This is a genomic window from Bacillus velezensis, assembly GCF_001461825.1.
Taxonomy (GTDB): Bacteria; Bacillota; Bacilli; order Bacillales; family Bacillaceae; genus Bacillus; species Bacillus velezensis.
On sequence record NZ_LLZC01000019.1, the window covers coordinates 78212 to 102322 of the forward strand.

The 24111-nt window shown below is 46.5% G+C and carries 21 protein-coding genes; all 21 read right to left on the reverse strand.

Annotation, left to right across the window (positions count from 1 at the left end; all coding sequences use genetic code 11):
• Window positions 1-83: 83 nt before the first annotated feature.
• A complete protein-coding gene (locus AR442_RS11090) occupies window positions 84-3203 on the reverse strand; it encodes an MMPL family transporter (protein WP_014417798.1) in 3120 nt (1039 codons plus the stop codon).
• A complete protein-coding gene (locus AR442_RS11095) occupies window positions 3203-3658 on the reverse strand; it encodes a MarR family winged helix-turn-helix transcriptional regulator (RefSeq protein ID WP_003154157.1) in 456 nt (151 codons plus the stop codon). The genes AR442_RS11090 and AR442_RS11095 overlap by 1 nt, the downstream gene beginning before the upstream one ends.
• Before the next feature lie 106 nt (window positions 3659-3764).
• On the reverse strand, window positions 3765-4994 hold the full coding sequence (gene bcbE / locus AR442_RS11100; RefSeq protein ID WP_014417797.1) for a bacillibactin exporter BcbE: 1230 nt from the start codon (window positions 4992-4994) through the stop codon (window positions 3765-3767).
• 111 nt (window positions 4995-5105) lie between these two features.
• Complete coding sequence (locus tag AR442_RS11105; protein WP_007409813.1) at window positions 5106-5831, reverse strand: GntR family transcriptional regulator; 726 nt, start codon at window positions 5829-5831, stop codon at window positions 5106-5108.
• Window positions 5832-5955: 124 nt separating this feature from the next.
• Window positions 5956-8316 carry an FtsK/SpoIIIE family DNA translocase gene (locus AR442_RS11110; RefSeq protein ID WP_032863740.1) on the reverse strand — a complete coding sequence of 787 codons (2361 nt, stop codon included), beginning with the start codon at window positions 8314-8316 and terminating at the stop codon, window positions 5956-5958.
• Between the two features lie 134 nt (window positions 8317-8450).
• Window positions 8451-8660: a YlzJ-like family protein gene (locus tag AR442_RS11115; protein ID WP_003154161.1), complete on the reverse strand. Its 210-nt coding sequence runs from the start codon at window positions 8658-8660 to the stop codon at window positions 8451-8453.
• Window positions 8657-9394 (reverse strand): ClpP family protease, encoded by a 738-nt coding sequence (locus AR442_RS11120; protein WP_003154162.1) that lies wholly within the window; start codon window positions 9392-9394, stop codon window positions 8657-8659. Before AR442_RS11120 ends, AR442_RS11115 begins: the two co-directional genes overlap by 4 nt.
• A gap of 115 nt (window positions 9395-9509) precedes the next feature.
• The gene (gene rnjB, locus AR442_RS11125; protein WP_021493672.1) at window positions 9510-11177 is read right to left on the reverse strand and encodes a ribonuclease J2; all 1668 of its coding nucleotides are present in this window, start codon (window positions 11175-11177) and stop codon (window positions 9510-9512) included.
• 178 nt (window positions 11178-11355) lie between these two features.
• On the reverse strand, window positions 11356-12225 hold the full coding sequence (gene dapA, locus AR442_RS11130) for a 4-hydroxy-tetrahydrodipicolinate synthase (RefSeq protein ID WP_003154166.1): 870 nt from the start codon (window positions 12223-12225) through the stop codon (window positions 11356-11358).
• Between the two features lie 30 nt (window positions 12226-12255).
• Complete coding sequence (gene dapG, locus AR442_RS11135) at window positions 12256-13470, reverse strand: aspartate kinase (protein WP_003154168.1); 1215 nt, start codon at window positions 13468-13470, stop codon at window positions 12256-12258.
• A gap of 88 nt (window positions 13471-13558) precedes the next feature.
• The gene (asd, locus tag AR442_RS11140) at window positions 13559-14599 is read right to left on the reverse strand and encodes an aspartate-semialdehyde dehydrogenase (RefSeq protein ID WP_014417793.1); all 1041 of its coding nucleotides are present in this window, start codon (window positions 14597-14599) and stop codon (window positions 13559-13561) included.
• 124 nt (window positions 14600-14723) lie between these two features.
• Window positions 14724-15314 carry a dipicolinate synthase subunit B gene (gene dpaB, locus AR442_RS11145; protein WP_007409809.1) on the reverse strand — a complete coding sequence of 197 codons (591 nt, stop codon included), beginning with the start codon at window positions 15312-15314 and terminating at the stop codon, window positions 14724-14726.
• A 2-nt stretch (window positions 15315-15316) separates the two neighbouring features.
• Window positions 15317-16207 carry a dipicolinic acid synthetase subunit A gene (gene dpaA, locus AR442_RS11150; protein ID WP_014417792.1) on the reverse strand — a complete coding sequence of 297 codons (891 nt, stop codon included), beginning with the start codon at window positions 16205-16207 and terminating at the stop codon, window positions 15317-15319.
• A 156-nt stretch (window positions 16208-16363) separates the two neighbouring features.
• Complete coding sequence (locus AR442_RS11155; protein WP_003154176.1) at window positions 16364-16621, reverse strand: YlmC/YmxH family sporulation protein; 258 nt, start codon at window positions 16619-16621, stop codon at window positions 16364-16366.
• A gap of 78 nt (window positions 16622-16699) precedes the next feature.
• Window positions 16700-17935, reverse strand: a complete 1236-nt coding sequence (locus AR442_RS11160; RefSeq protein ID WP_014417791.1) for a M16 family metallopeptidase — start codon at window positions 17933-17935, stop codon at window positions 16700-16702.
• A gap of 40 nt (window positions 17936-17975) precedes the next feature.
• A complete protein-coding gene (locus tag AR442_RS11165; RefSeq protein ID WP_003154180.1) occupies window positions 17976-18935 on the reverse strand; it encodes a polysaccharide deacetylase family protein in 960 nt (319 codons plus the stop codon).
• Between the two features lie 112 nt (window positions 18936-19047).
• Complete coding sequence (gene pnp / locus AR442_RS11170) at window positions 19048-21171, reverse strand: polyribonucleotide nucleotidyltransferase (protein ID WP_007611468.1); 2124 nt, start codon at window positions 21169-21171, stop codon at window positions 19048-19050.
• A 174-nt stretch (window positions 21172-21345) separates the two neighbouring features.
• Window positions 21346-21615 carry a 30S ribosomal protein S15 gene (gene rpsO / locus AR442_RS11175; protein WP_003154182.1) on the reverse strand — a complete coding sequence of 90 codons (270 nt, stop codon included), beginning with the start codon at window positions 21613-21615 and terminating at the stop codon, window positions 21346-21348.
• A gap of 165 nt (window positions 21616-21780) precedes the next feature.
• A complete protein-coding gene (gene ribF, locus AR442_RS11180; RefSeq protein WP_021493677.1) occupies window positions 21781-22722 on the reverse strand; it encodes a bifunctional riboflavin kinase/FAD synthetase in 942 nt (313 codons plus the stop codon).
• 19 nt (window positions 22723-22741) lie between these two features.
• Entirely contained in the window at window positions 22742-23671 is a 930-nt protein-coding gene (truB, locus tag AR442_RS11185; protein ID WP_012117567.1) for a tRNA pseudouridine(55) synthase TruB, read from the reverse strand.
• Between the two features lie 84 nt (window positions 23672-23755).
• On the reverse strand, window positions 23756-24109 hold the full coding sequence (gene rbfA, locus AR442_RS11190; protein ID WP_003154185.1) for a 30S ribosome-binding factor RbfA: 354 nt from the start codon (window positions 24107-24109) through the stop codon (window positions 23756-23758).
• Between the last annotated feature and the right edge of the window lie 2 nt (window positions 24110-24111).

The following is a 24111-nucleotide window of genomic DNA, read 5'->3' on the forward strand; positions in this document are numbered from 1 at the left end:
GTACGCAGATGTAATTATATCAACTGGAGGATTTATAAGGAAACAAAAAACCTCTGCCCGAAAACAGGCAGAGGCATTGAACGTTATTTTTTCAAATTGAAAGGCCACCAGTTGGCTCTTCCGAATATTTTCACCATGACCGGTACAAAAAACGGAAGGACGACAATTGCGTACATGAGAAGGCCTGTTAATACCACGGTTGCAATCTGTAATAAGGAAAGAACGCCTGACGGCAGCATGGCCGCAAAGGTTCCCGCTAAAATAATCGCCGCAGAAATGATGACGGAACCCATATTTTTCATACTGCTGATCATTGCGGGTTCCGTTCCTTCTTTTTTAAGCTCATTAAAGCGGTCCATTAAAAAGATGGAATAATCCACACCAAGAGCCATCAAAATGACAAAGCCGAAGAACGGCACGGCCCAGTTTACGCCCGGATACCCGAAGAAGTGTGTAAAGATGTATTCCGTCACGCCGATGGATGCGAAATACGTCAGTACGAGCGACGCCACTAAATAAACAGGCATAATGAGGGAGCGCAGCATCACGATGAGAATCAGAAAAATTCCCGCCAGCATAAACATTGCCGTCCGTTTGAAGTCTGAATCCGATACTTCCTTCAGATCGGCATTCATGCTGGAGACTCCCGAAACGCCGAAGGAAGCATTCTTCAGATCCGTGTTCGGAATGGCCCTTTTTACGCTCGCTTTGATCGCTTGAATATCTTGAATGGCCGTATTTGAGTAAGGATTGTTATCAAGAACGACGGTCAATTCTGTCGTTTTTCTGTCATCTGACATGTACGTATTAAACACGCTTGTGAAATCACTGTTTGTCAACGCGTCTTTCGGCACAAACCAGCCTGTCATTTCTTTGTCTGACGCCTTGTGAAGCTCACCCAGGTAATCATTAGCCCCCATCATGCCGCTTGATACTTTCTTAAGCCCTTTTACACTGTCGTTAAGGCCGGAAGAAAGATCGCTGAGCCGGGAAGAAAAATCACCGAGACCGCTCTTCATTTTTTTCTGGCCCTCCGCGAGCTGTCCTGCCGCCGATTCAAGGCGCGGCATTTGTCCTGCGAGAGCCCCCTGTCCGTCTGACACTTGCTGCAGACCGTTTTCAATACTGGTCAAACCGTTGATCATTGCGTTAATTTGAGTGTCAATCTTCTTCTGAGCGGCTGCCAGCCGGGCAAATTGTTTTTCCGCTTGCTGCAGATGATCCTTTTGACTGTCGACCTGTTTAGAAAAAGCTTCTGCATCCGCGTTTGCCTTGGAAACGGCTGACTGTACACCCGTAAAGGCCGATTTGATTTCTTGGTAAGAGGGATCGGTTTTGACTGACGGTATTGACGCTTCCAATTTTGCAAACGGCAGCCGGGCAAGCTGCTTGTTCAAATCGGCAAGCTGTCTGCTGGCTTCATCTTTCATCGGCAGGACGGTTTTTACCAATTTTAAAGCGTTTTGCGTTTCTGAAGCGAGACCGCTGTTTTGGCTGAGCTGTGAAGTCAGCATTTGTTTTTGCTCTTCAATCTGCTTTCTCATCTGGGCGACGCCGGCTTTATTCTCGTTCACGCCAGCCTGCAGTTTATTCAGGTTTTCTCCTATATCAGAAAGCCCGGATTTCAGAGACAATGTTCCGTCAATAAGCTGATTGACGCTTTTCCCCGACTCTTCGATCTGCGGCTGTGAATCAGCTAACGACTTTGCGGCATGCCCTAATCCGTCCGTAATTTTTTCAAGTCCTGTATTGCCTTTATCAAGCCCTTCTTGAAGCTGCTTTGCCTGATTTGTGACAAATAATTGATTCAATCCGTTTCCGGCAGGGCGCGTGGCGCTTCTGACCGTTTTTACACCCTCTGTTTTTTCAAGTTCTCTGCTGATTTTTTCGATATCAATCAGGTGTTTTTCGGTATTTAGAGTCTCATCATTTTTGATGACGACTGTGGCCGGAAGAAGTTCTCCCGGGCCGAATGCGTCTGAAATCGTATTAAACGCGCGGACGGATTCATATTTATCCCCGATTTCGTCAAGACTGTTGTAAGATAGCGACCCTTTGTAAAGAAGGATAGGCGGGACGGTGAATACCGCAACGATTGCAAGACTGATGAGCGGCCTTTTAAATGAAAACCGCCCTGACGTTTCCCATGCTTTGCTTTGAGGATGGGAAATATCGCCCTTAACAGGCCAAAACAGTCTTTTTCCTAAAACAGCCATAAAAAACGGCACGATCGTCATGAGCGCAAGCAGCAGCACCGCGACACCGACCGCAACGGCGGCTGCCGACTGATACAGCTTAAATGTCGCAAATCCGATGCAGGCAAATCCGATCAGCACCGCACCGCCGCTGTACAAAACCGTCTTTCCGGCCGTTTTGTAAGTCACGACGATCGCTTCTCTTATATCAGCGCCATGCGACAGTTCTTCTTTAAACCGGCTGAGAAGCAGAATGCAGTAGTCTGTGCCGATTCCGAACATAATCGCAACCATAAAAATCTGAGTAAAAGTTGAGAGCGGAAAATTCAGCTGATCGACTAAAAATGCGACAATCGACTGGCTGACTAAATAAGATATCAATACTGATAAAAGCGGCACGAACGGAGCGACCACTGACCGAAATACAAGAATCAGCACGATCAGGATAAAAGCGACCGTTATATATTCAGTCTTTTTCAAGCCGTCCTGTGAGCTTTTTAACACATCTTCGTCGATCAGCGATTGGCCTGTAATGCCGTATGATACGCCGTACGGTTTCAGCTCTTTATCAATTTTATTTTTTATTTCGATGATATCGTTTTTGGATGTATCAAGCTGCAGCTGAACGAGCATCGTTTGTCTGTCTTTTGACAGCAGCTGTTTTTTGATGTCGTCATTTTTCTCCCCGAAGTATGAAGTCACCGTTTTAATCTGAAGCGCTTTTTTATGTTCAGACAAAGTGCTGACGGCTTCTTCCAGACGATCTTTTTTGTCTGTCATTAAGCCTTTTTCGTGAAATACGATGACGGCAGAAGAAGACGGTGCATCTGAATCAGACATTTCATCAAGCAATTCATGGGCGTAAGAAGAGGAATATCCGTCCGGTACGGAGATCTGCCCTTTCTCCCGTGTCAATTCAGCCATATCAGGCGCTGTAAGCATAAATATCACCGTTGCGGCGACCCATACCGCGGCGATGATCCAGCGGGCTCGGATAATGTTTTTCATTATGTCTGCTGATCCTCCTCTGTCATCATCAATCGATATAATTTTTCATATGTATTCACGAACATCTCCGCCTCGTCTTCATCAAAATACATAATATATGAACGGACGAGTTCCTCAATCCGCCGCTCCACACGGTGAAATACTTCCGTTCCCTTTTCCGTGACATTTAAAAGTATGCTCCGGCGGTCGCTTTGGCTGCGTTCTCTATTGATGTAGCCTTTTTCATACAGGCGGTTCGTCATAGATGTAATGGCGCTTTTATTGACGTGGCACACCGCGGCCAGTTCAATTGATTTGCAATCGGGATTGAGCATAATATAGCGGAGGATGTAATATTGATCCAATGTCAGCTCTTTGTTCACTTTTTCAGCGATAATGCTGTCAATTTTTTTTAAGACGTGCAGGTATACATCGGAATAACGCTGAATCAGCTGCTTTACTTTTTCTTCATGCACCTTTTCCCCCTCCTTCCAATAGTTAATATGTTTAACTATTAAAAAGAATAACGACTTGACGGTATCATGTCAATCTTCAAAATAAAATAAAAAAAGACAGTGCAGATTACACCGTCTTTAATGATTCCTTCTTTTCTTTTGCTTGTGATGAGATATTTAACAGCGCTAAAAATACAGATACAATGCCGCAAAAAGCGGATAAAATAAAAATCAGCCAGCCTGCATTTGACATCAGGGCAGCAAAGATCGGCGGTCCCGCCGCTACTCCGATAAACCGCATGCTGTTATAAAATGAGGTGATGGTTCCCGATTCCTCGTTGTCTACGCCTTCTGTGATGACAGCGTCTAAAGCCGGCAATGCCATTCCGATACCGATACCGCTGACACACAAAAAGATAAATAATAAATAAAAACTGTGATTCCACCATAGGCCGATAAACGACAGTGTCACGGCACTCATTCCGAAAACGATGCAAAACTTCATTTTGCCTTGGTCTTTTCCGATTTTTCGGCCTGATATATATGAACTGACGGATAGAAATAAAAGCGGGATTGCCAAAAGCGCTCCTTTAGCCACACCGTCAATTCCGTATTTCTTCTCCAGTGAGTCTGATAAATAAAAAAGAACCCCGAACAGCAAAAACATAATCACGCAGCCGATGATAAAAACCGTAAAGAGCCAGCGTCCGTCACGCTTAAATATGCGGCCGACATTTTTCACAAATTCGGAAATAGAAGGCGCTTCTTTTTTTTCCTCCGGCTTTGCCACCAAAAACAATACGAGAAAAAAGCTGATGAGCGAAAAAAACGGAATGAACCAAAACGGCATAAACCAAAACCATGCAGCCAAGAGCGACCCGAGAATCGGGCTTATTACTTTCCCGGCAGTGTTAGACGTCTCAATATCGCCGAGTCCCGCGGTAATCCGCTCATCATCCCCTTTGAATAAATCACCGATAAACGGCATCACTACAGGAGCCGCTCCTGCCGAACCGATTCCCTGCAGCACCCGCCCCGCCAAGATAATGGGATAAGGATGCTTGAACGCGGTGGAAGCTATCGCGGCAAGCGCTCCGCCCGCACCGGCTATGAGAAGACAAGGCAGAAGAACCTTTTTTCTTCCGAATTTATCGGACAGATATCCGGCAATCGGAATACAAATAATCGCCACAATCGAATAGACCGTTATAATTAACGATACTTGAAAAGACGATATGGACAGCTTCTTTTCAATCATCGGAAGCACAGGAATCAGCATGGAATTCCCGAGTGTCATCACGAGCGGTACAGAAGCCAGAGCAATGATATTTTTCGTTCCATTTTTCTTCTTACTCAACTTATTCACCCATTCACTATACTTGGTTGTTTCCTGTTTTATTGTGCCTTGCAGAAAACAAAGTATGTACTGAAACGGCAAATAAAAAAACAGACACATGACGCGTCTGTCTTAAAAACGTTTTCTTACAACATGAAAACTGAACTTATCAGCCCGGAAATAATTTAATGAATACAGCACAGGTTCATCATTCTGATTATAGTGGGTTTGCTTCAGCAATAAAAGCGCCGTCTCCGGCTCGCATTCCAAAACCGGTGAAATCGTATCGTGATATCCGATCGGTTCGATATCAGCAACGGCATAGCTGATCACAGACCCGGAGTTTTTTTCCAAAAGATCAAAAATAGACTCCTGTTCATGACAGAAAGAATTCGGCAGAATGTGCATCGGAATCGTATCTAAACAGTAAACGACCGGAGTGCCGCTTGCCGTTCTCACGCGTTCCAAATAAAAAAGCTCCTGCTCAGGCTCAAGCCGGAATCTAGCGATATCTTCATCAGACGGCGTGATGACCTGAGACGACAAAAAAATCGTACCCGGCACCATGTTCGCCTGCTGAATCGTTTTCGTCACGCTGTTGAGCTGTTCAATACCTGAAAGAAACAGCGGTTTTGTATGGACGAAAGTGCCCACACCGTGCCTTCTGATAATCACATGCTCCTCTTCAAGGATACGCAAAGCTTCACGCAGAGTTGCCCGGCTGACACCCATTGATTTTGAAAGCTCAAATTCAGAAGGAAGCTTTTCCTTTTCGGTGTAAATTCCGTTTTGTATATCCTCTTTGATTCGCTCAATCACTTTTAGATACAAGTGACGATTGTCAGCTTTTGTAGACATGTTTCCCCTCCGTAAACCACTTTCATAAATTATTGAACAATTGGGACAACTATATCATGTTTTGATAAAAAAATAAATAGGAATGATTTTGGTGATAACATTTTCAGTGAAAACTCTCTCCTTTTTAAGAAGAGAGCTCATCATATTGTTCCTTAGATAATAGTACTTCCCTCGGTTTGCTTCCTTCATACGGCCCGACGACGCCCCGTTCCTCCATTGCGTCAATCAGACGGGCAGCTCTCGTATATCCGATTCTGAACCGCCTTTGAAGCATGGAGACTGATGCCGTCTGCATGCCGATAATCAAATCGACCGCTTCGTCATAGAGATCATCCGTTACTTCACTGTGTGTTTCCGAAACTTCTTCCGGAATCATCTCTTCTTGATACTGCGCTTTTTGCTGCGTAATGACATGATCGACGACATGCTCAACCTCTTCATCGGATAAAAATGCCCCTTGCACACGCACCGGCTTATTTGCGCCTACAGGCAGAAACAGCATGTCTCCGCGCCCCAGAAGCTTTTCAGCGCCGCCCATGTCTAAAATCGTCCGTGAATCGGTCTGAGATGAGACACTGAAAGCGATTCTTGACGGGATGTTGGCTTTAATAACACCGGTAATAACGTCGACTGAAGGCCTCTGTGTCGCGATAATCAAATGAATTCCCGCCGCTCGCGCCATCTGTGAAAGTCTCGTAATTGAATCTTCCACGTCGGAAGAAGCGACCATCATCAGATCGGCAAGCTCGTCAACGATGACGACGATGTATGGCAGCTCAGGCTGCTTGACTTCTTCTTCGGCATTTGACCGCTTAATATGGTCGTTATAGCCTTCTATATTTCTCGTACCCGTATGGGAGAACAGCTCATAGCGGCGCTCCATCTCATTGACGACCTTTTTCAAAGCCTGCGAGGCCTTTTTCGGATCTGTCACGACCGGCGCAAGCAGATGAGGAATGCCGTTATACACATTCAGTTCAACCATTTTCGGGTCAATCATCATCATCTTCACTTCATGCGGTTTAGCCCTCATCAGAATGCTCGTAATAATACCGTTGACACAGACGCTTTTTCCGCTTCCCGTTGCCCCCGCTACGAGCAGGTGGGGCATTTTGTTCAGTTCGGCAAGCACGGCTTCCCCGGAAATATTTCGTCCCAAGCCGATCAGAAGCTTCGCGTCCGGCTTGTCATTGAGCTTGGATTCAAGCACTTCTTTTAACGAAACCATCGCCACTTCAGCATTGGGCACCTCGATGCCGATTGCCGATTTGCCCGGAATCGGCGCTTCGATCCGGATATCCTTCGCGGCAAGCGCGAGCGCGAGGTCATCGCTCAGATTCACGATTTTACTGACTTTGACCCCGACGTCCGGATACACCTCATATTTTGTGACCGCCGGACCGAGATGAACCTGCGTCACTTTCGCCTTTACGCCGAAGCTTTGAAAAGTCCGTTCGAGTTTTCTTGCATTCTCGTAAATGTTTTTCTTATCGGTGTGCTGGCCTGTATGTTTCGGGTCAGCCAGTATGTCCAATGAAGGCATTTGATAATCTTTATTTTCAAGCTCTGTAAACGTCATCGGCGGAGCCGCAGCCGTTTCGCCACTGTCTTGAGCGCCGCCGGAAGGCTCAACTTTTGCCGCTTGTGCAGCCTCCTGCGTTTTTTCCGGAATCAGCGGTTCGGCGGGCTCTTCCTGACGGTCTGAAAAGCTTGAAATAATCGGCTCTGAATGGATGATCGGCGAAATGATTTCCTCATCCTCTTCCTCCGGTTCAGGCTCTTCTTTTTTCTTTTGAACCCGTTTTTGTTTTTTGCCCGATTTTGTTTTTGTTTTCGGCGAAGACATATTCGTTCTGACCGTCTTCATATCCTCAAGAAATGCCTGCCACTGGCCGCGGATAAACCGGCCGACGGGGCTCGTCCACTTTTTGAGCGTTTCCTGCAGTGAACGGCCCGTTACAAGAATCAGCCCCATTAAGATCAGCACGATCGCCATGATTTGTGAACCCGTTGATGCAAATAGAAAGTGGGAAGCTGCAAACAGTACCGCGCCGATCATGCCGCCGCCCAAATCAGGGGAAGCAGCCTGCTGTTTCATGTCAATCATAAACAGCTCCCACGTGTTGCCGATGACACTTGCCGAACGAATCGACCCGTGATGAGACAGATTTTTAAAGAGCTGCACGTGAGACAGCAGCAATATACTGGCGATAATACAGTACAACCCTGCCTTTCTTCTCGTTAAAAGGCTTGGACTCTTCTTTTTCCAAAACAGCGAAATTCCGAGAAGGAAGAGCGCAATTAAGCATAAAATAAACCACTCTCCGGCAAAAAAACGGAACAAGTACACAAATGTCTGTCCCACAACGCCGAGCTGCAAAACAGCAATAATTGAGATTGCAACACAGAGCAGTCCGCTTAGTTCGTATTTTAGATTGAGCTTACTCTCTTGTTTCTTTTTAGATTTCCGTTTTTTCTTTGCCACACTCATCACCTTACTGCGTTAAAAAATGTAAAATCATACATCATGAAGAAAAGCAGCCTTTTGCCGGCTGCATTTTTCTGTAGGATTCCCCTATTATAGCATATTTTGCCCCCGAGAAACGGACTGAATGCCGGTTAGATTTTCAGCTTGATTTTTTGTCCCGGAGCGATGTCAGGATTCAGAAAATCCATCGGGTTCGTACTTAAAATCTGTACGACTTCAGCTTCATTTCCCTTCATCTCAACTAGCAGCGGCACGCCGGCGTAATCTACCTGTTCATGCACGCTTTGCTCTATATCCTGACCATAAACGACTTCTTGGGGCATGACGGTATAAAGGATCATTGAATCATCCTTCCTTCCTCGCCCTTTCGTTCCTCAATCAGCTGATTCAGCTTTTTTATCGCCTGTCCGACGCCGCCCACGGCATCAATTAATCCGTAATCAGCCGCATCTTTCCCGACTACGTTCGTCCCGATGTCCCTGGTTAAGTTTCCTTTTGAAAACATCAGCTCTTTGAATTTTTCTTCAGAAATATTTGAATGATGGGTCACAAAGTTGACGACCCGCTCCTGCATTTTATCCAAGTATTCAAACGTTTGCGGAACCCCGATAACCAGACCTGTAAGCCGAACGGGGTGAATGGTCATTGTCGCTGTCTCCGCGATAAAACTATGATCACATGACACGGCGATCGGCACACCTATCGAGTGGCCCCCGCCGAGTACGATTGAGACGGTCGGTTTTGATAAGGATGCGAGCATTTCCGCAATCGCAAGCCCCGCTTCCACATCGCCTCCGACGGTGTTTAAGATGATCAGAAGTCCTTCGATTTTCGGATTTTGCTCAATCGCGACGATTTGCGGAATGACGTGTTCATATTTGGTTGTTTTATTTTGCGGCGGGAGCTGGACGTGCCCCTCAATTTGGCCGATGATCGTCAGGCAGTGAATATTGGTATCTTGGGACATTTGCGGCAGAGATGTCTCTCCCAGCTGCTGAATTTTGCTCATAATGCTGTCTTTCGCATCTGATTTTTCGGGCTGCTGTTCTTCGGTGTTTTCCATACGATGATCCATTTTATCTTTCACCCTTTCCGAATGTCTCTTTGTATTATGAACAAAGATGATGATTTCCATCCGGGACATGAACAAAAACAAAGCCGGAGCATCATGCGCTCCGGCTTTGTATACATTATACTTCCATAATGATCGGAATGATCATCGGCTTGCGTTTTGTTTTTTCATAAAGGAATTGATTCAGCGCATCACGCATTGCTTGTTTCAGCGTGGACCATTCTACGGCAGATGTTTCCGTCGCTTCAGTCACGATAGAGCGGACGAGCTCAGTAGCTTGTACAATTAAACCTTCTGATTCTCTGACATACACGAAACCGCGCGTAATGATCTCAGGACCTGATACGAGGTTCTTTTTCTGCTTATCGAGTGAGATCACGACGATGAGAATGCCGTCTTGTGATAATAAGCGGCGGTCTCTCAGCACGATGTTGCCGATGTCGCCGACTCCGAGGCCGTCAATCAGAACGTTTCCGTACGTGACTTTATCCCCGATTTTCACATTCTGACCGCGGAATTCAACGACGTCACCTTTTTCAATCAAGAAAATGTCGCTGCGTTTCATGCCGATCTCTTCTGCGATTTTGGAATGCGCTTTTTGCATTCTGAATTCACCGTTAACCGGAATTAAATATTTCGGTTTCAGCAAATTAAGCATGAGTTTCAATTCTTCCTGCGAACCGTGACCGGACACATGCACGCGTTTTTGGGCGAAAATGACTTGAGCGCCGGCGCGGGCAAGCAGGTTGACGGTTTTGGAATATATCAATTCATGCCCCGGAATCGGTGTTGATGCAATGACAACGGTGTCTCCTTCTTCAATGTTAAGCTGCTTGTGCGCCTGCTTGGCCATCCGCGTAAGAGCGGCCAGCGGCTCACCATGGCTTCCGGCTGTAACAATTGCCACTTCCCGCTTCGGATATTTTTTCACATCCTGTACAGGAATAAACATTTCATCTTCGGCTTCAATATAGCCGAGCTTTCGCCCAAGCTGAAGCACGTTTTGCAGATTTTTTCCGGCGATTGCAAGTTTGCGGCCGTTCTGGACGGCAGCCTGTATCACTTGCTGGATCCGGTTGATATTAGACGCGAATACAGCAATGATGACACGGTTTTCTGAACTGTTCATCGCATCGGAAATTTCACCGCTTACATATGCTTCTGACGGAGTATACCCCGGGCGCTCCGCATTGGCGCTGTCAGAAAGCAGGGCGAGCACGCCGCTGTTTCCGATTTTGGCAATTTCGCCAATATCACATGATTGGTGATAAGCAGGCGTCTGGTCAAATTTAAAGTCTCCCGTGCATACAATAGAGCCAAGTGATGTTTTGAAGCTGACTCCCACTGAATCCGGAATACTGTGAATCGTTTTAAAGAACGATACTTTCGTTGATTCAAATGTAATGACTGATTTAGAGTGAACTTCACGTAAATCAGCTTTTCGATTATGCCCGTACTGCTTGAGTTTTTCTCTCAGTAATGCAAGCGTAAGCTTCGTTCCGTATACCGGCACCGACAGCTTGTTCAATAAATAAAAGACGCCTCCGATGTTTTCATCGTGCCCGTGTGTCAGAAAGATGGCCTTCACGCGGTCAGCCCGTTCTACTAAGTAGGAAATATCCGGAATGACGACATCAATACCGAGCATTTCATTTTCAGGGTGCATCAGCCCTGCATCCACTACAAATATGTCTGAGTCAATTTCAATGACATATAGGTTCTTCCCAATTTCTCCGACGCCGCCAAGGGCGATAATTCTGACGTTTTCTGTATTTTTCTTTTTCAAAATCTGTATCCTCCTAGTCTCATACCCGTCCATCATCACTTGTTCCTATTATAACTGATATCAATTTTAGAAAACAAGAAGAAGCGGAAGGTTTAGGGAAAACCAATATGTATACAAAACGGTCAAACTCACGATAAAAATGAGAATGACCGCGTATTTTAACTGTATAAATTTTTTCTTACAGTTCGCTGATGACGCTGCTCAGGCTCAGACGTTCATCTTCATTCAGCGGGATAAGAGGAAGACGCACAGATCCGACATCAAGGCCTTTCAGCTGTAGCGCCGTTTTGACCGGAGCCGGATTAGGCGCTTTAAAGAGCTCCTTCATGATCGGCAGAAGCTTCTGATGAATCAGCGCCGCGGTTGCCGTCTGCCCGTTCGTATAGTTTTTAATCATCTGCTGCATGTCAGAACCTACGATATGGCTGGCCACTGACACGACTCCTCTTCCGCCGACTGCGAGAATAGGAAGCGTTAACCCGTCATCACCTGAATAGACGTAAAAATCTTCCGGTGTTTCGGCAATGATTTTCGTAATGGCATCAAGATCGCCGCTCGCTTCTTTAATCGCAGAGATATTCGGAATCTCCGCAAGTCTGATGGCCGTTTCCGGCGCAAGTGAAGCGACCGTTCTGCCCGGCACGTTGTAAAGCATCACAGGAAGAGACGTTTCTTCCGCAATGGCTTTAAAATGACGGTACATGCCCTCTTGGGAAGGCTTATTATAATACGGCGTGACAAGCATAACGCAATCGACGCCGGCTTCTTCAGCTTTTTTTGTCAGTTTAATGGAATCTTTCGTATTGTTGCTTCCCGTACCCGCAATAACAGGCACGCGTCCGTTCACTTCTTTGACTGTAAATTCAAAGAGTGCAATTTTTTCTTCCGTTGAAAGTGTCGGAGATTCGCCGGTCGTGCCTGCGACGACTAAAGAATCCGTGCCGTTTTTCAACAAATAGTCGATTAATGTAGACAGTTTTTGAAAGTCTACATTCCCTTTACTGTCAAAGGGGGTAATCATCGCTGTAGATATATTTCCGACATTCATTTTTTTCACCTCATCATGATTCAATCACATTTACTTTGAAAGTTCAAACACTTCATGCAGCGCATTTACGGCCGTTACCATATCTTTTTCATGAACGAGCACCCAGATCGTCGTATGGCTGTCGGCAGATTGCAGAATCGGAATGCCTTTATCAGAAAGTGCGGAGACGATTTTTGACGTGACACCCGGAACACCCATTATCCCGGCGCCGACCGCTGACACTTTCGCACAGCTCTCCGTCACTGTCGGCTCATATCCTAATTCAGCCAAAATGCTGCGCGCGGCTTCCGTTTTACTGCCGGCTACGGTATATACGATTTCACTCGGCGTAATGTTAAAGAAATCTACGCTGATTCCGGCATTTGCCATCGCTTTAAAGACTTCAGTCTGAACGTTGTATTGCCCCATTTTGGCGGGAACCTTAAATTGCGTCACATCTTTCACATGGGCGATCCCCGTGATCAGCCGTTCGAATACATCGCTGCCGATGTTAGACGAATGATGGGACGTCACCAAAGTGCCTTTGTCTTTTGAATAAGTGGAGCGCACGCGGATCGGCACCTTTGCCTGCATGGCGATTTCCACCGCGCGCGGATGAATGACTTTCGCGCCTTGATAGGCAAGGTTGCAGATTTCCGTATATGTGACGTTCGGAAGCGGCTTAGCATTTTCCACGATTCTCGGATCGGCTGTCATAACGCCTTCCACGTCCGTAAAAATGTCGATAAACTCAGCATCTACCGCCGCGCCGAGCGCCGCTGCTGAAGTATCGCTTCCTCCTCTGCCGATCGTCGTCGTGTCGCCTTTTTCAGTCGCTCCCTGAAATCCTGCGACAACGACAGCGTCATGGCTGGCGAGTGCAGCGAAAAGCCGCTCTGTTTTCATTTCTATAATTTTGGCGTCAGTATGCTGGGCATTGGTTAAAAAGCCGGCTTGGGCTCCTGTTAAAGCTGCGGCTTTTATGCCGTTTTCCTTCAGCATGCTGGAAAAAACAACGGACGAAATCGTTTCTCCGCAAGACAGAAGCATATCCTGCTCTCTCGGAGAAATGTCGGACTGGCTGCCGTAAAGGAGCCCGATTAAAGAATCTGTCGCGTACGGGTCTCCTTTTCTTCCCATCGCCGATACGACAACGACAACTTTATAACCTTCACTGATGGCATCTTTAATGTGTGCTAGCGCAAGCTTGCGGCCTTTGTCATCTTTTACGGATGTTCCGCCGAATTTTTGAACAATGATCTTCACTATTTTCACTCCAAATTAGTCTGACGTAACAGAAGAGAGCAGGCAGAGCCTTACTCTCTTCTATTCGCCTATAGAAAATACGTTTGTTTTATACGAGGTTCAGTTTTTGCAGGCTTTCCGCGATTTGGACTGAGTTCCAAGCGGCGCCTTTTAACAGGTTATCAGAAACAACCCACAAATGAAAACCGTTTGCTCTGTCCAAATCTTTCCGGATTCTTCCTACAAATACATCGCGTTTGCCGACGCAATCAGCAGGCATCGGGTAAAGCTGCTCCGCCGGATCATCCTGAAGCGTAACACCCGGAGCTTCTTTTAAAAGCTGTTTAATATCTTCAACGGTTGCGTCATCACGGTCAAGCTCAATGTAAACAGATTCTGAGTGCCCTGTTTCAATCGGCAGTCTGACACATGTCGCAGCCACTTCCAGCTTCGGCATATGCATGATTTTTTTCGTTTCATTAATCATTTTCATTTCCTCAAACGTATAGCCGTTGTCTTGGAATTTATCAATTTGCGGAATGGCGTTAAATGCGATTTGATAATGCTTTTTGTCGCCTTTAACCGGCATAATGGACGGTTCTGCGGGTTCATTGTTTAAAATCGCCTTTGTCTGGCTGTACAATTCTTTCGCCGCTTCATTGCCGGCCCCGGACACAGCTTGGTAAGTAGATACAATGACTTTTTTCAAACCGTACGCTTTGCGGATCGGTTCAAGCGCAGCCACCATCTGAATCGTTGAACAGTTAGGGTTGGCGATAATGCCGTTATGTTTGTGCAGATCACCTTCGTTCACCTCAGGCACCACGAGCGGTGTATTTTCGTCCATCCGGAATGCGCTGGTATTGTCAATCACGATGGCTCCCCGTTTTACAGCCTCAGGCGCCAAGCTTTGTGATACGCTTCCGCCGGCGCTGAATAACGCGATATGAACGCCTTCGAAGCTTTCAGGAACAGCTTCCTGCACTGTATATTCTTCGCCTTTAAACATTACTTTCGTACCAGCAGAACGCTTTGAGGATAGTAGTGTGAGTGTTTCGATTTCAAAGTTTCTGTCTTCCAGTGTTTTCAGCATTTGCTGTCCTACGGCTCCCGTCGCTCCGACAACTGCTACGTGTAATCCTCTTCCCATCTGTAAAACTCCTTCCGCCAATTAAGCATCATTTATTGAATTGACTTTGCATTTTACGTTTTATTTTACCATAGAATAGTCACGGATTGACCGAATTTTTTTATTCCGGAATGATTTTCTGTCATCATTCATGATGGTGTACGAGCACCGGCTGAACCTGCTGGTGCAAAAGAGCTTTTTCTACCGTAATCGGAAGAAGATCCATTCTTGCGACGAGCGATGTCGGTTTTTTCACGTGGTCATCCTGGCCGAACGGGATGAAATATATGTTTTTTGCGGACATCAGCCTCATTAAATTCGTTCCGTTTAAACCGAGTCCGTCGTTTGTCGAAATTCCGAGCACGACCGGGCGGCCGTTGCGGATCGTGGCTTTCGCAGCCATAAGGACGGGGCTGTCAGTCATCGCATTTGCGAGTTTGCTCATTGAATTTCCGGTTAAAGGGGCGATGACCATGCAGTCGAGCGGAAGTTTCGGCCCGAGAGGCTCCGCTTTTACGATGGAATCAATCGCCTCAAAGCCTGTTGCTTCTTCAATTTTTCTGACCCAATCTCCCCCCTCCCCAAAGCGGGTATCGGTCGATTGAACGGTTGACGTCACGACCGGCCGGACTTCAGCTCCTTGACTGATAAGCGCCTCTATTTGCGGAAAAACTTCCTCATATGTGCAGTGCGAGCCGGTTAATCCGAATCCGATTCTTTTCCCTTTCAGAGACATGGTTATTCCCCCTCTTTCTTTAAGTCTTCCAAAAGCTTGCTCAATACGTTCGCAATAATCTGTCCGGCTGTTTTCGGGGCCACAATTCCCGGAAGACCCGGAGCAAGCAGCGCTTTAATGCCTTGTTTTTCAGCATATTTGAAATCCGTTCCGCCCGGACGGGATGCTAAATCCAAAATCAAGGTCTTCGGCGTCATGCGCGATAAAACGCTTTGATTCAGAATCAAGCTCGGTACGGTGTTAATGCAGATATCAATATCATTTACATGTTCAGTAAGCTCTTCAAGTTGAAAAGGAGAAAGCCCCATTTCCGTTATACGGGCCAAATGAGCCGAACTCCGCGCGCCCACTTTTACCTTCGCCCCTAACGCCGCAAACGTCCGGGCGATCGTCATACCGGTGCGCCCCATGCCGAGAACGGCGACATTTGATCCGTGAATGGTATAATCCGTATGCTGAATCGCCATCATGATTGTTCCTTCAACAGTGGGAATCGAGTTGAATATCGCGATATCGTCCCGTTCAAATAATTTCACAAGTTTGCGGCCCGCTTCGCTGGCGATCCCCTCAAGATACGCGTTGGAGATGCCTGAATAAATGACGCAATGCTCCGGTGTCCGCTCAAGATAGCTCTGCTTTAATATCACTTCTTCATTTGAAAAAACCGTGGAAACAACGCCTTCTCCGGTCGTTGCCGATACGGGCAGGATGATACTGTCTATTTTTTGAAAGGGAATCTCATCGATTTTGCATTTGACGGTTCCTGTAAAACCGTCATCCAATTGGTCAAACCCTGCAAGATAAATATCGGCATGCTGTTCTGTCAGCTTTCTTATAATCTCTAGCTGTCTTGCGTCACCGCCAATGATCGCAATTGTCAATCCGGTTAACATCTGAAACGTTCACCTTCTTTACAGTTACTGGATCTTTTAAGTGTCATCCTCCTCTTCATCGTATGTGCGAAGAGAAAGGGCGGTGAATGTACAGCGTCTTTTTCATAAAAAAAGCACCGGCTGTATGAGCCGGTGCTTGCAACAATTGAATAAGATCTACTCTTCGGGAGGCGTGATCTCCCCCGGAACATCTAAAATGATCATGTCTGACCCGATTTTTTGGATATGGTTCCAGGGGACGCGGATGTCGTGGCCTTGTTTTCGCAATCCGAACCATTTTACCGTCGGTATCAACAGCGCGGTAATTTGTCCGTCCTGTTCATTAATTTCCAAATCGGTCTGGCCGAGCACGCCGAGCCGCTCTGCCCGTTTAATGTCCACAATTTCTTTACCTGACAGTTCACTGAGCCTCATGATAGCCACCCCCTTGTACTATATGACCCGGAGCAAAAAAAAATGCCTGCCCCGTATAGAGGCAGACTGCTTTGCCGATTAAGACGAGGCCGGCATATTGCCGGTCGGGCTGATGAGCGATAGTGCGTAATCATCCGTAAATAAGCGGCGGCTGAGGCCGTTGACGCTTTCCAGGCTGACCGCATTTAATTCAGTGATAATTTCATCCATGGTCTTATGCTTTCCGAGCAGGAGTTCGTTTTTCCCGTTCCGGCTCATTTTGCTGTTTGTGCTCTCTAAGCTGAGCATTAAGCTCCCCTTCATTTGCTCTTTGCTGTTTTCCAGCTCTTTCGGGGTGATACCGTCACGTTTTAGAACCGATAACGTTTCCTGAATAGTTTCAGACAGAAGTCCGAGCTGATTCGCGCCGGTGCCTCCGTAAATCGTCAGCATACCGCTGTCTTCATAGGAACTGTGGTAGCTGTATACAGAATAGGCCAGTCCTTTATCTTCGCGCACATCCTGGAAAAGACGGCTGCTCATGCTTCCGCCCAGCACGTTGTTTAAGACGATCAAATCGTAAATGTCCGCATCTCCGACTTTCAGGCCTTTGAAACCGAGACAGAGATGCGCCTGTTCGGTGTCTTTTTTTCTGGTCAGCTTTTCATAATGAAACTCAGGCTCGCTGATGCCGCTTGCTTTGCCCTTCGCTTCGTATGTACCGAACCATTTCTCCACGTCTTTAATGAATTGTTCTGTTACATTTCCGGCGACAGAAATGACGACGCGGTCCGGCGTGTAAAAGTCATCCATATGCTGTCTGAGAGAATCGCCGTTAAATGACGAAAGCGTTTCCTCCGTCCCGAGAATCGGGTAGCCGAGCGAATGATTGCCGTATGTCGCTTTGCTCAGCAGATCGTGGACAATGTCATCCGGCGCGTCTTCATACATTTTGATTTCTTCATATACGACGTTCTTTTCTTTTTTGAGCTCATCTTCGTCAAAAGCAGAATGAAAGAACATATCAGCCAGCACATCAAGTGCGTAGTTTGCATGCTCATCCAGAACTTTGGCGTAATAGCACGTATATTCTTTTGAAGTGAAGGCATTCACTTGGCCGCCTATCCGATCGAAGGATTCTGCGATTTCCCGTGCGGACCTGGTATTTGTTCCTTTAAAAAACATATGCTCAAGAAAGTGCGAAATACCGTTTGTCTCCGGCGTTTCATGACGTGACCCCGTCCCGATCCAGACGCCGATTGCCACAGACCGCACCGTTGGATTATTTTCAAGCACAACTCTTACACCGTTTTGGCATGTATAGCGTTTTATCAAGTCTGTTCCTCCTATTCAAAGACAGGCAAACTGCCGCCTGCTACTTCATCAGCCTGTTTTCATCCATTAAGTCAGACACTGAGCCGAGCGCGTAGCCTTTTTCTTTGATTTTTGCAATCAGTGTATCCAGGCTTTTCGCAGTCGGATCAGTCGGATGCATTAAAATCATGGCTCCGTTATGTATTTTGCTCAACACCCTTGTTTGTAAAACAGCCGGAGACGGTTTTTGCCAGTCAATGGTGTCAACGGTCCACATGATGGTGCCCATTCCTTTTTCCGCCGCAAGGTCGACCACCGCTTTTCTGAAGCTGCCGCTTGGCGGCGCAAACCATTTCGGCTTCATGCCGAGCGTCTCGCTGATTTGTGCATTGGTTTTGTCAAGCTGTTCGGAAATGCTTCCTGAAGTCAGTTTGCTCATATCAGGGTGATTGTATGAATGATTTCCGATTTCATGTCCGTCTGCCGCTATTTTTTTCCCAAGTTCCTGATTGTTTTTCAGCCATTTCCCTTCAAGAAAGAAAGTTGCTTTGACCTGGTGCTGCTTCAGAATAGGCAGCATTTGCTCCACGTATTCGTTTCCCCAGGCGACATTTATCAGGAAAGCGACCATCGGTTTGTCGGGATTTCCTTTATAAATGGGTTCGGGCGCGAGAGAATCAAGATGGACTTTCGGTTTCACCTGCTCATAGACAAGGTCGTCTTCGTGAAATTCTCCGTCCTTTTTCATTTGCTTATAGGATTTTTCCACATTGACTTTTAAACCGTTATATCCCGGTATACTCTTCCATATTTTATCAATCCGCGCGTCTTGCGGCTTCACTTCATACTCTGACGCTTTTTGCAGTAATTCTTCATAGAGCGGATCTTTTGATGCTGACACAGTTACAGCGTCTTTTTTCATTGCGTCTATGTAATCAACTGTATACGGATTTTTTAACATTTCAAACGAAACAAAAAAAAGAAATAAAAAAACGGCAAACGGCACGAATTTTTTCAACATGTCCTTCCCCCCTCATCACACATTATGTATGAGGAGGACAAGGTAGAACCCGTCTGTTGTCTTTCTCAAAATAAAGAAGCCGGGTCTCCCAGGCTCCTTGTTAGGTTTTCATTTAAGATTGTTGTTGTTCCTGTTCTTTTTCTTTCTCTTCACGCAGCACTGCTTTACGCGACAGATTCACTCGTCCCTGTTTGTCAATTTCGGTTACCTTCACAAGGATTTCGTCACCGATTTTCACAACATCCTCAACCTTGCCGACCCGTTCGAGCGCTAGTTCAGAGATGTGAACGAGACCGTCTTTTCCGCTGAAGATTTCAACGAAAGCGCCGAATTTCTCAATCCGTTTGACTTTACCGAGGTAAAGCTGGCCGACTTCGACTTCTCTGACAAGATCTTCGATGATTTTTTTCGCTTTTTGGTTGCTGCTTTCATCAGTAGAAGAAATAAAGATGGTGCCGTCTTGTTCAATGTCAATTTTAACACCGGTATCTTCAATGATTTTGTTGATTTGTTTACCGCTCGGTCCGATAACGTCACGGATTTTATCCGGATTAATGTTCATCGTTAAAATTTTCGGCGCATATTGAGAAAGTTCTTTTCTTGATTCACCAAGCGTGCTGAGCATGCTGTTCAAGATTTCCATTCTTCCTTTTTTCGCCTGCTGAAGCGCTTCTTCAAGAATTTCTCTTGAAAGGCCTTCAATTTTAATGTCCATTTGCAGCGCTGTCACGCCTTTTTCCGTGCCGGCTACTTTAAAGTCCATGTCACCGAGGGCGTCTTCCATCCCTTGAATATCCGTTAATACCGTATAGTACTCGCCTGATTTCACAAGTCCCATCGCGATACCTGCAACAGGGGCTTTAATCGGAACACCTGCGTCCATCATGGCAAGCGTGCTCGCGCAAATGCTGGCCTGTGAAGTGGAACCGTTTGATTCAAGCACTTCGGATACGAGGCGGACCGTATACGGGAAGTCTTTTTCATTCGGAATGACCGGCTCAAGCGCACGCTCTCCAAGAGCGCCGTGACCGATCTCACGGCGTCCTGGTCCGCGCATCGGGCCTGTCTCCCCAACGCTGAACTGCGGGAAGTTATAATGATGCATAAAGCGTTTTGATTCTTCCACGCCTAAACCGTCAAGAATCTGAACGTCCCCAAGGGCGCCTAATGTACAAACGCTGAGCGCCTGCGTCTGTCCTCTCGTAAACAGGCCGGAGCCATGCGTTCTCGGCAGAAGGCCGACTTCTGAAGAAAGCGGGCGGATCTGATCAACGCCGCGGCCGTCCGGACGGACTTTTTCTTCTGTGATCAAACGGCGCACTTCGTTTTTCACGAGTTTAGACAGTGTCTGTTTCACTTTTTTAATCGTATCTTCATCATGCTCTTCTTCTTCGAATTTCGCGACAACTGCATTTTTCACTTCATTGATCGCGTCTTCGCGAGCATGTTTTTCGTGAACCTGAATGGCGCTGAGAAGATCCGGCTCCGCAAGGCTTTTTACTTTTTCGCTGAGCTCTTCGTCAATTTCATACAGTTCGATTTCTGTTTTTTCTTTGCCGACTGCTGCGACGATTTCTTCTTGGAATGCGATCAGGCGCTTAATTTCTTCGTGACCGAACATAATCGCCTCAAGCATGATTTCTTCAGGAACTTCATCCGCTCCGGCTTCCACCATGTTGATGGCGTCTTTTGTGCCTGCAACGATGAGGTTGATATCACTTTTTTCAAGCTGGTCAACCGTCGGATTGATGACGAATTTCCCGTCAATGCGGCCTACCGTCACACCCGCGATCGGGCCTTCAAACGGGATATCGGAAACGCAAAGAGCGAGTGATGAACCGAACATTGCAGCCATTTCAGATGAGCAGTCCTGATCAACACTCATGACAATGCTGATGACCTGTACTTCGTTACGGAATCCGTCTGCGAAAAGCGGGCGGATCGGACGGTCGATCAGACGGCTGGCTAAAACGGCCTTTTCACTTGGACGGCCTTCTCTTTTAATAAAACCGCCCGGAATTTTACCTACTGCGTATAATCTTTCTTCATAGTTAACGGTAAGCGGGAAAAAATCTAGCGGTTTCGGTTCTTTTGATGCGGTTGCTGTGCTGAGCACTGCAGTATCGCCGTAGCGGACCATGACAGCGCCGTTTGCCTGTTTGGCAAGCTGGCCGGCTTCTACTGTAAGCTGTCTGCCGGCCCAATCTATGGTAAAGACATGTTTCTCTTGTCCCATTCGATTACGAGCTCCTCTCTTAATGTGTGAAATAATCAATTACTCCTATTATGAACGAAATGAATTGAACATATCAATGTCAAAGTAGTATGTAAAAGGATTTCATTGTTTTTTTATCATTATTTTTTTCGCTTTAATACGATAAAAAAGCGGGAATCCTCCCGCTTTTTACGATTATCGACGTAAGCCTAGTTTGTTAATTAACTCACGGTAACGAGTTACGTCTTTATTACGCAGATACGTAAGAAGATTACGACGTTTACCTACCATTTTAAGAAGACCGCGACGTGAGTGGTGATCTTTCTTGTGAGTACGCAAATGCTCGTTCAAGTTGTTAATTGAGTCTGTTAGGATAGCGATCTGAACTTCTGGAGATCCAGTATCAGATTCGTGTGTTTTGAACTCGCTGATGAGTTGATTTTTACGCTCTTGAGTAATTGCCATCCTGTTTCACCTCCATATCATAATTAGCCCCAGTTACCTAGCAACCGTCGGTGACTTCGGATTGCCAAGCAATGGTTTTAAGACTACGAAACATATGATACTAAAAATCGCGCCCATATGCAAATCTTTTAGAAGAAAATTTGTGTACTTTTGATGTTTTTTCCGTTATTTGCTGAAAAAACGGATCGCTTCTTGTTTGTCTTTCCCGATCTGAGCCGTCAGTTCATCGATGCCGTTAAACTTCCGTTCGCTTCGGATTCGTTTGTACCACTCGATTTTAACGTCTTCTCCGTATACATCCTGTTGAAAATTAAACAAATGTACTTCAATTGACGGCTGATCGGGACGCTTTTCATAAAAGGTCGGTTTGTAGCCGATGTTGCAGACGCCTTCATACACCTCGCTTTTTATTTCGGCTTTCACTGCATACACGCCTGTCGGCGGCACGATATAACTGTTGTGCAGGCCGACATTCGCGGTCGGAAAACCGATGGTGCGGCCTCTTTTGTCTCCGTGAATCACAGTGCCCCGGATAAAATACGGCTGGCCGAGAAGAGTGTGCGCCAGTTCAACGTCACCATCCTGCAGCGCTGACCGGATATAAGTAGAGCTGATCTTTCTGTCCTGCTCGGTCTGTTTCTCGACAGTCGTGCATCCGGCCTTGCCGTTTAAATCGTCCGGCAGCGTCTCCATCGTACCTTTTCCGTATTTTCCGTACGTAAAATCGAAGCCTCCCACAGCGTGCCGCGCGTTTAACCCTAAAATATACTCCTCGGCAAACTGTTTTGGAGAAAGAGACGCAAACGCTTCATCAAACTTTACGACATACAGCACATCAGCGCCTAAACGTCCGATCTGGCTGATTTTATCTTCAAGCGGCGTAATCAGATCCTTTGGCTCTTTGTCCCTGCCCAACACATGGGAAGGGTGAGGATGAAACGTCATAACGGCCAGCGACAGGCCTTTTTCTTCGGCAATTTGTCTGGCTGTTCCGATTACTTTCCGGTGTCCCAAATGAACGCCGTCAAAGTAGCCGAGCGCCATGACAGACGCCGGCTGCTCTTCTTTTTGTAAATGATGCGGATGAGAAATATGTATCGTCTTCACAGAACGGTCACCTTTTTTCTTATTGTTCGCTTTTTTGCATGAGCACTTTAGCCGGTTTCAGCAGTCCTTTTTTTGAAGGATGCGGCATATAAATGGCCACACATTCTCCGTCTTCAGTACAGACCGCTATACGGGCGTCAGCTGTCATTGCAGAAAATTCCGCCGGGATGTCAAACACTGACCCGTTTTCAGCTTTCTTAGCTAATGTATCACTTATGACCCATTTCGGCAAATGATTGAGCGCTCTATCGATCGGCACGGCATGCTCTGCAACCGTTCCGTCTGAAACCTGCTGTTCAAGTTCCTCAAACGTGAAACACTCATCAAGGCTGAAATCGCCGGAAGCGGTGCGGATGAGATGCGACATATGCGCGGGATAGCCGAGTTTTTCACCGATTGTCACCGCCAATGTTCTGACGTAAGTGCCCTTTGAGCACGTGACTGTAAAGCGGAATGATGCTGTGTCTTCGTTATAAGTGACAGGGGAAGTGAGCGCGATATCTTCAATCGTGATATTCCGCTTCGGCCGCTCCACTTCAATACCCGCCCTGGCGTATTCATAGAGCTTTTTTCCGTTGACCTTTACAGCGGAATACATCGGCGGCACTTGCTCCTGCGGTCCCTTCAGTTCGTCTAAAACGGCTTTGATATCCGCTTCTTTCAGCGGCTCCTTGACAGGTTTTACGCTGACCGTTTCTCCCGTCTGGTCTTCGGTCGATGTGGAGAAGCCGAGAGTGATCTCAGCATCGTACGTTTTTGACTTGTCGGTGACGTACTCAACGATCTTTGTAGCCCGTCCGACACAGATCGGCAGTACGCCTGACACTTCCGGATCAAGCGTTCCCGTATGCCCGACTTTCTTTGTTTTTAACAGTTTTCTTATTTTCATTACACAGTCGTGAGAAGTCATGCCGACCGGTTTATGTAAAAGGAGAACTCCGTTAACCATCTGTCTTTCGCTCCTTTGTTATCAATTGTATCCCGTAAAACGCAGAAAAGAGGACAGACGACACTCGCCCATCCTCTTTCCTTGTTATTCAGACGGTTTATCTGAATGCAGTTCGTGAATCAATGTTTCAATACGGTTGCCGTACTCAATTGATTCATCAAATTCAAATTCAAGCTCAGGCGTTTTGCGGAGTCTGATTCGGCTGCCGATTTCGGAACGGATAAATCCTTTCGCTTTCTCAAGCCCTTTCAGCGCCTCCTCTTTCTTTTTCTCTCCGCCGAGAACGGAGATATACACCTTCGCTATTTGTAAATCACCTGAAACACGTACGTCTGTTACAGTGAGAAATCCGATTCTCGGGTCTTTCAGCTTTCGGCTGATAATATCCCCGAGCTCTTTTTTCATCTGCTCGCCGACACGGTTTGCTCTCATACTCAATT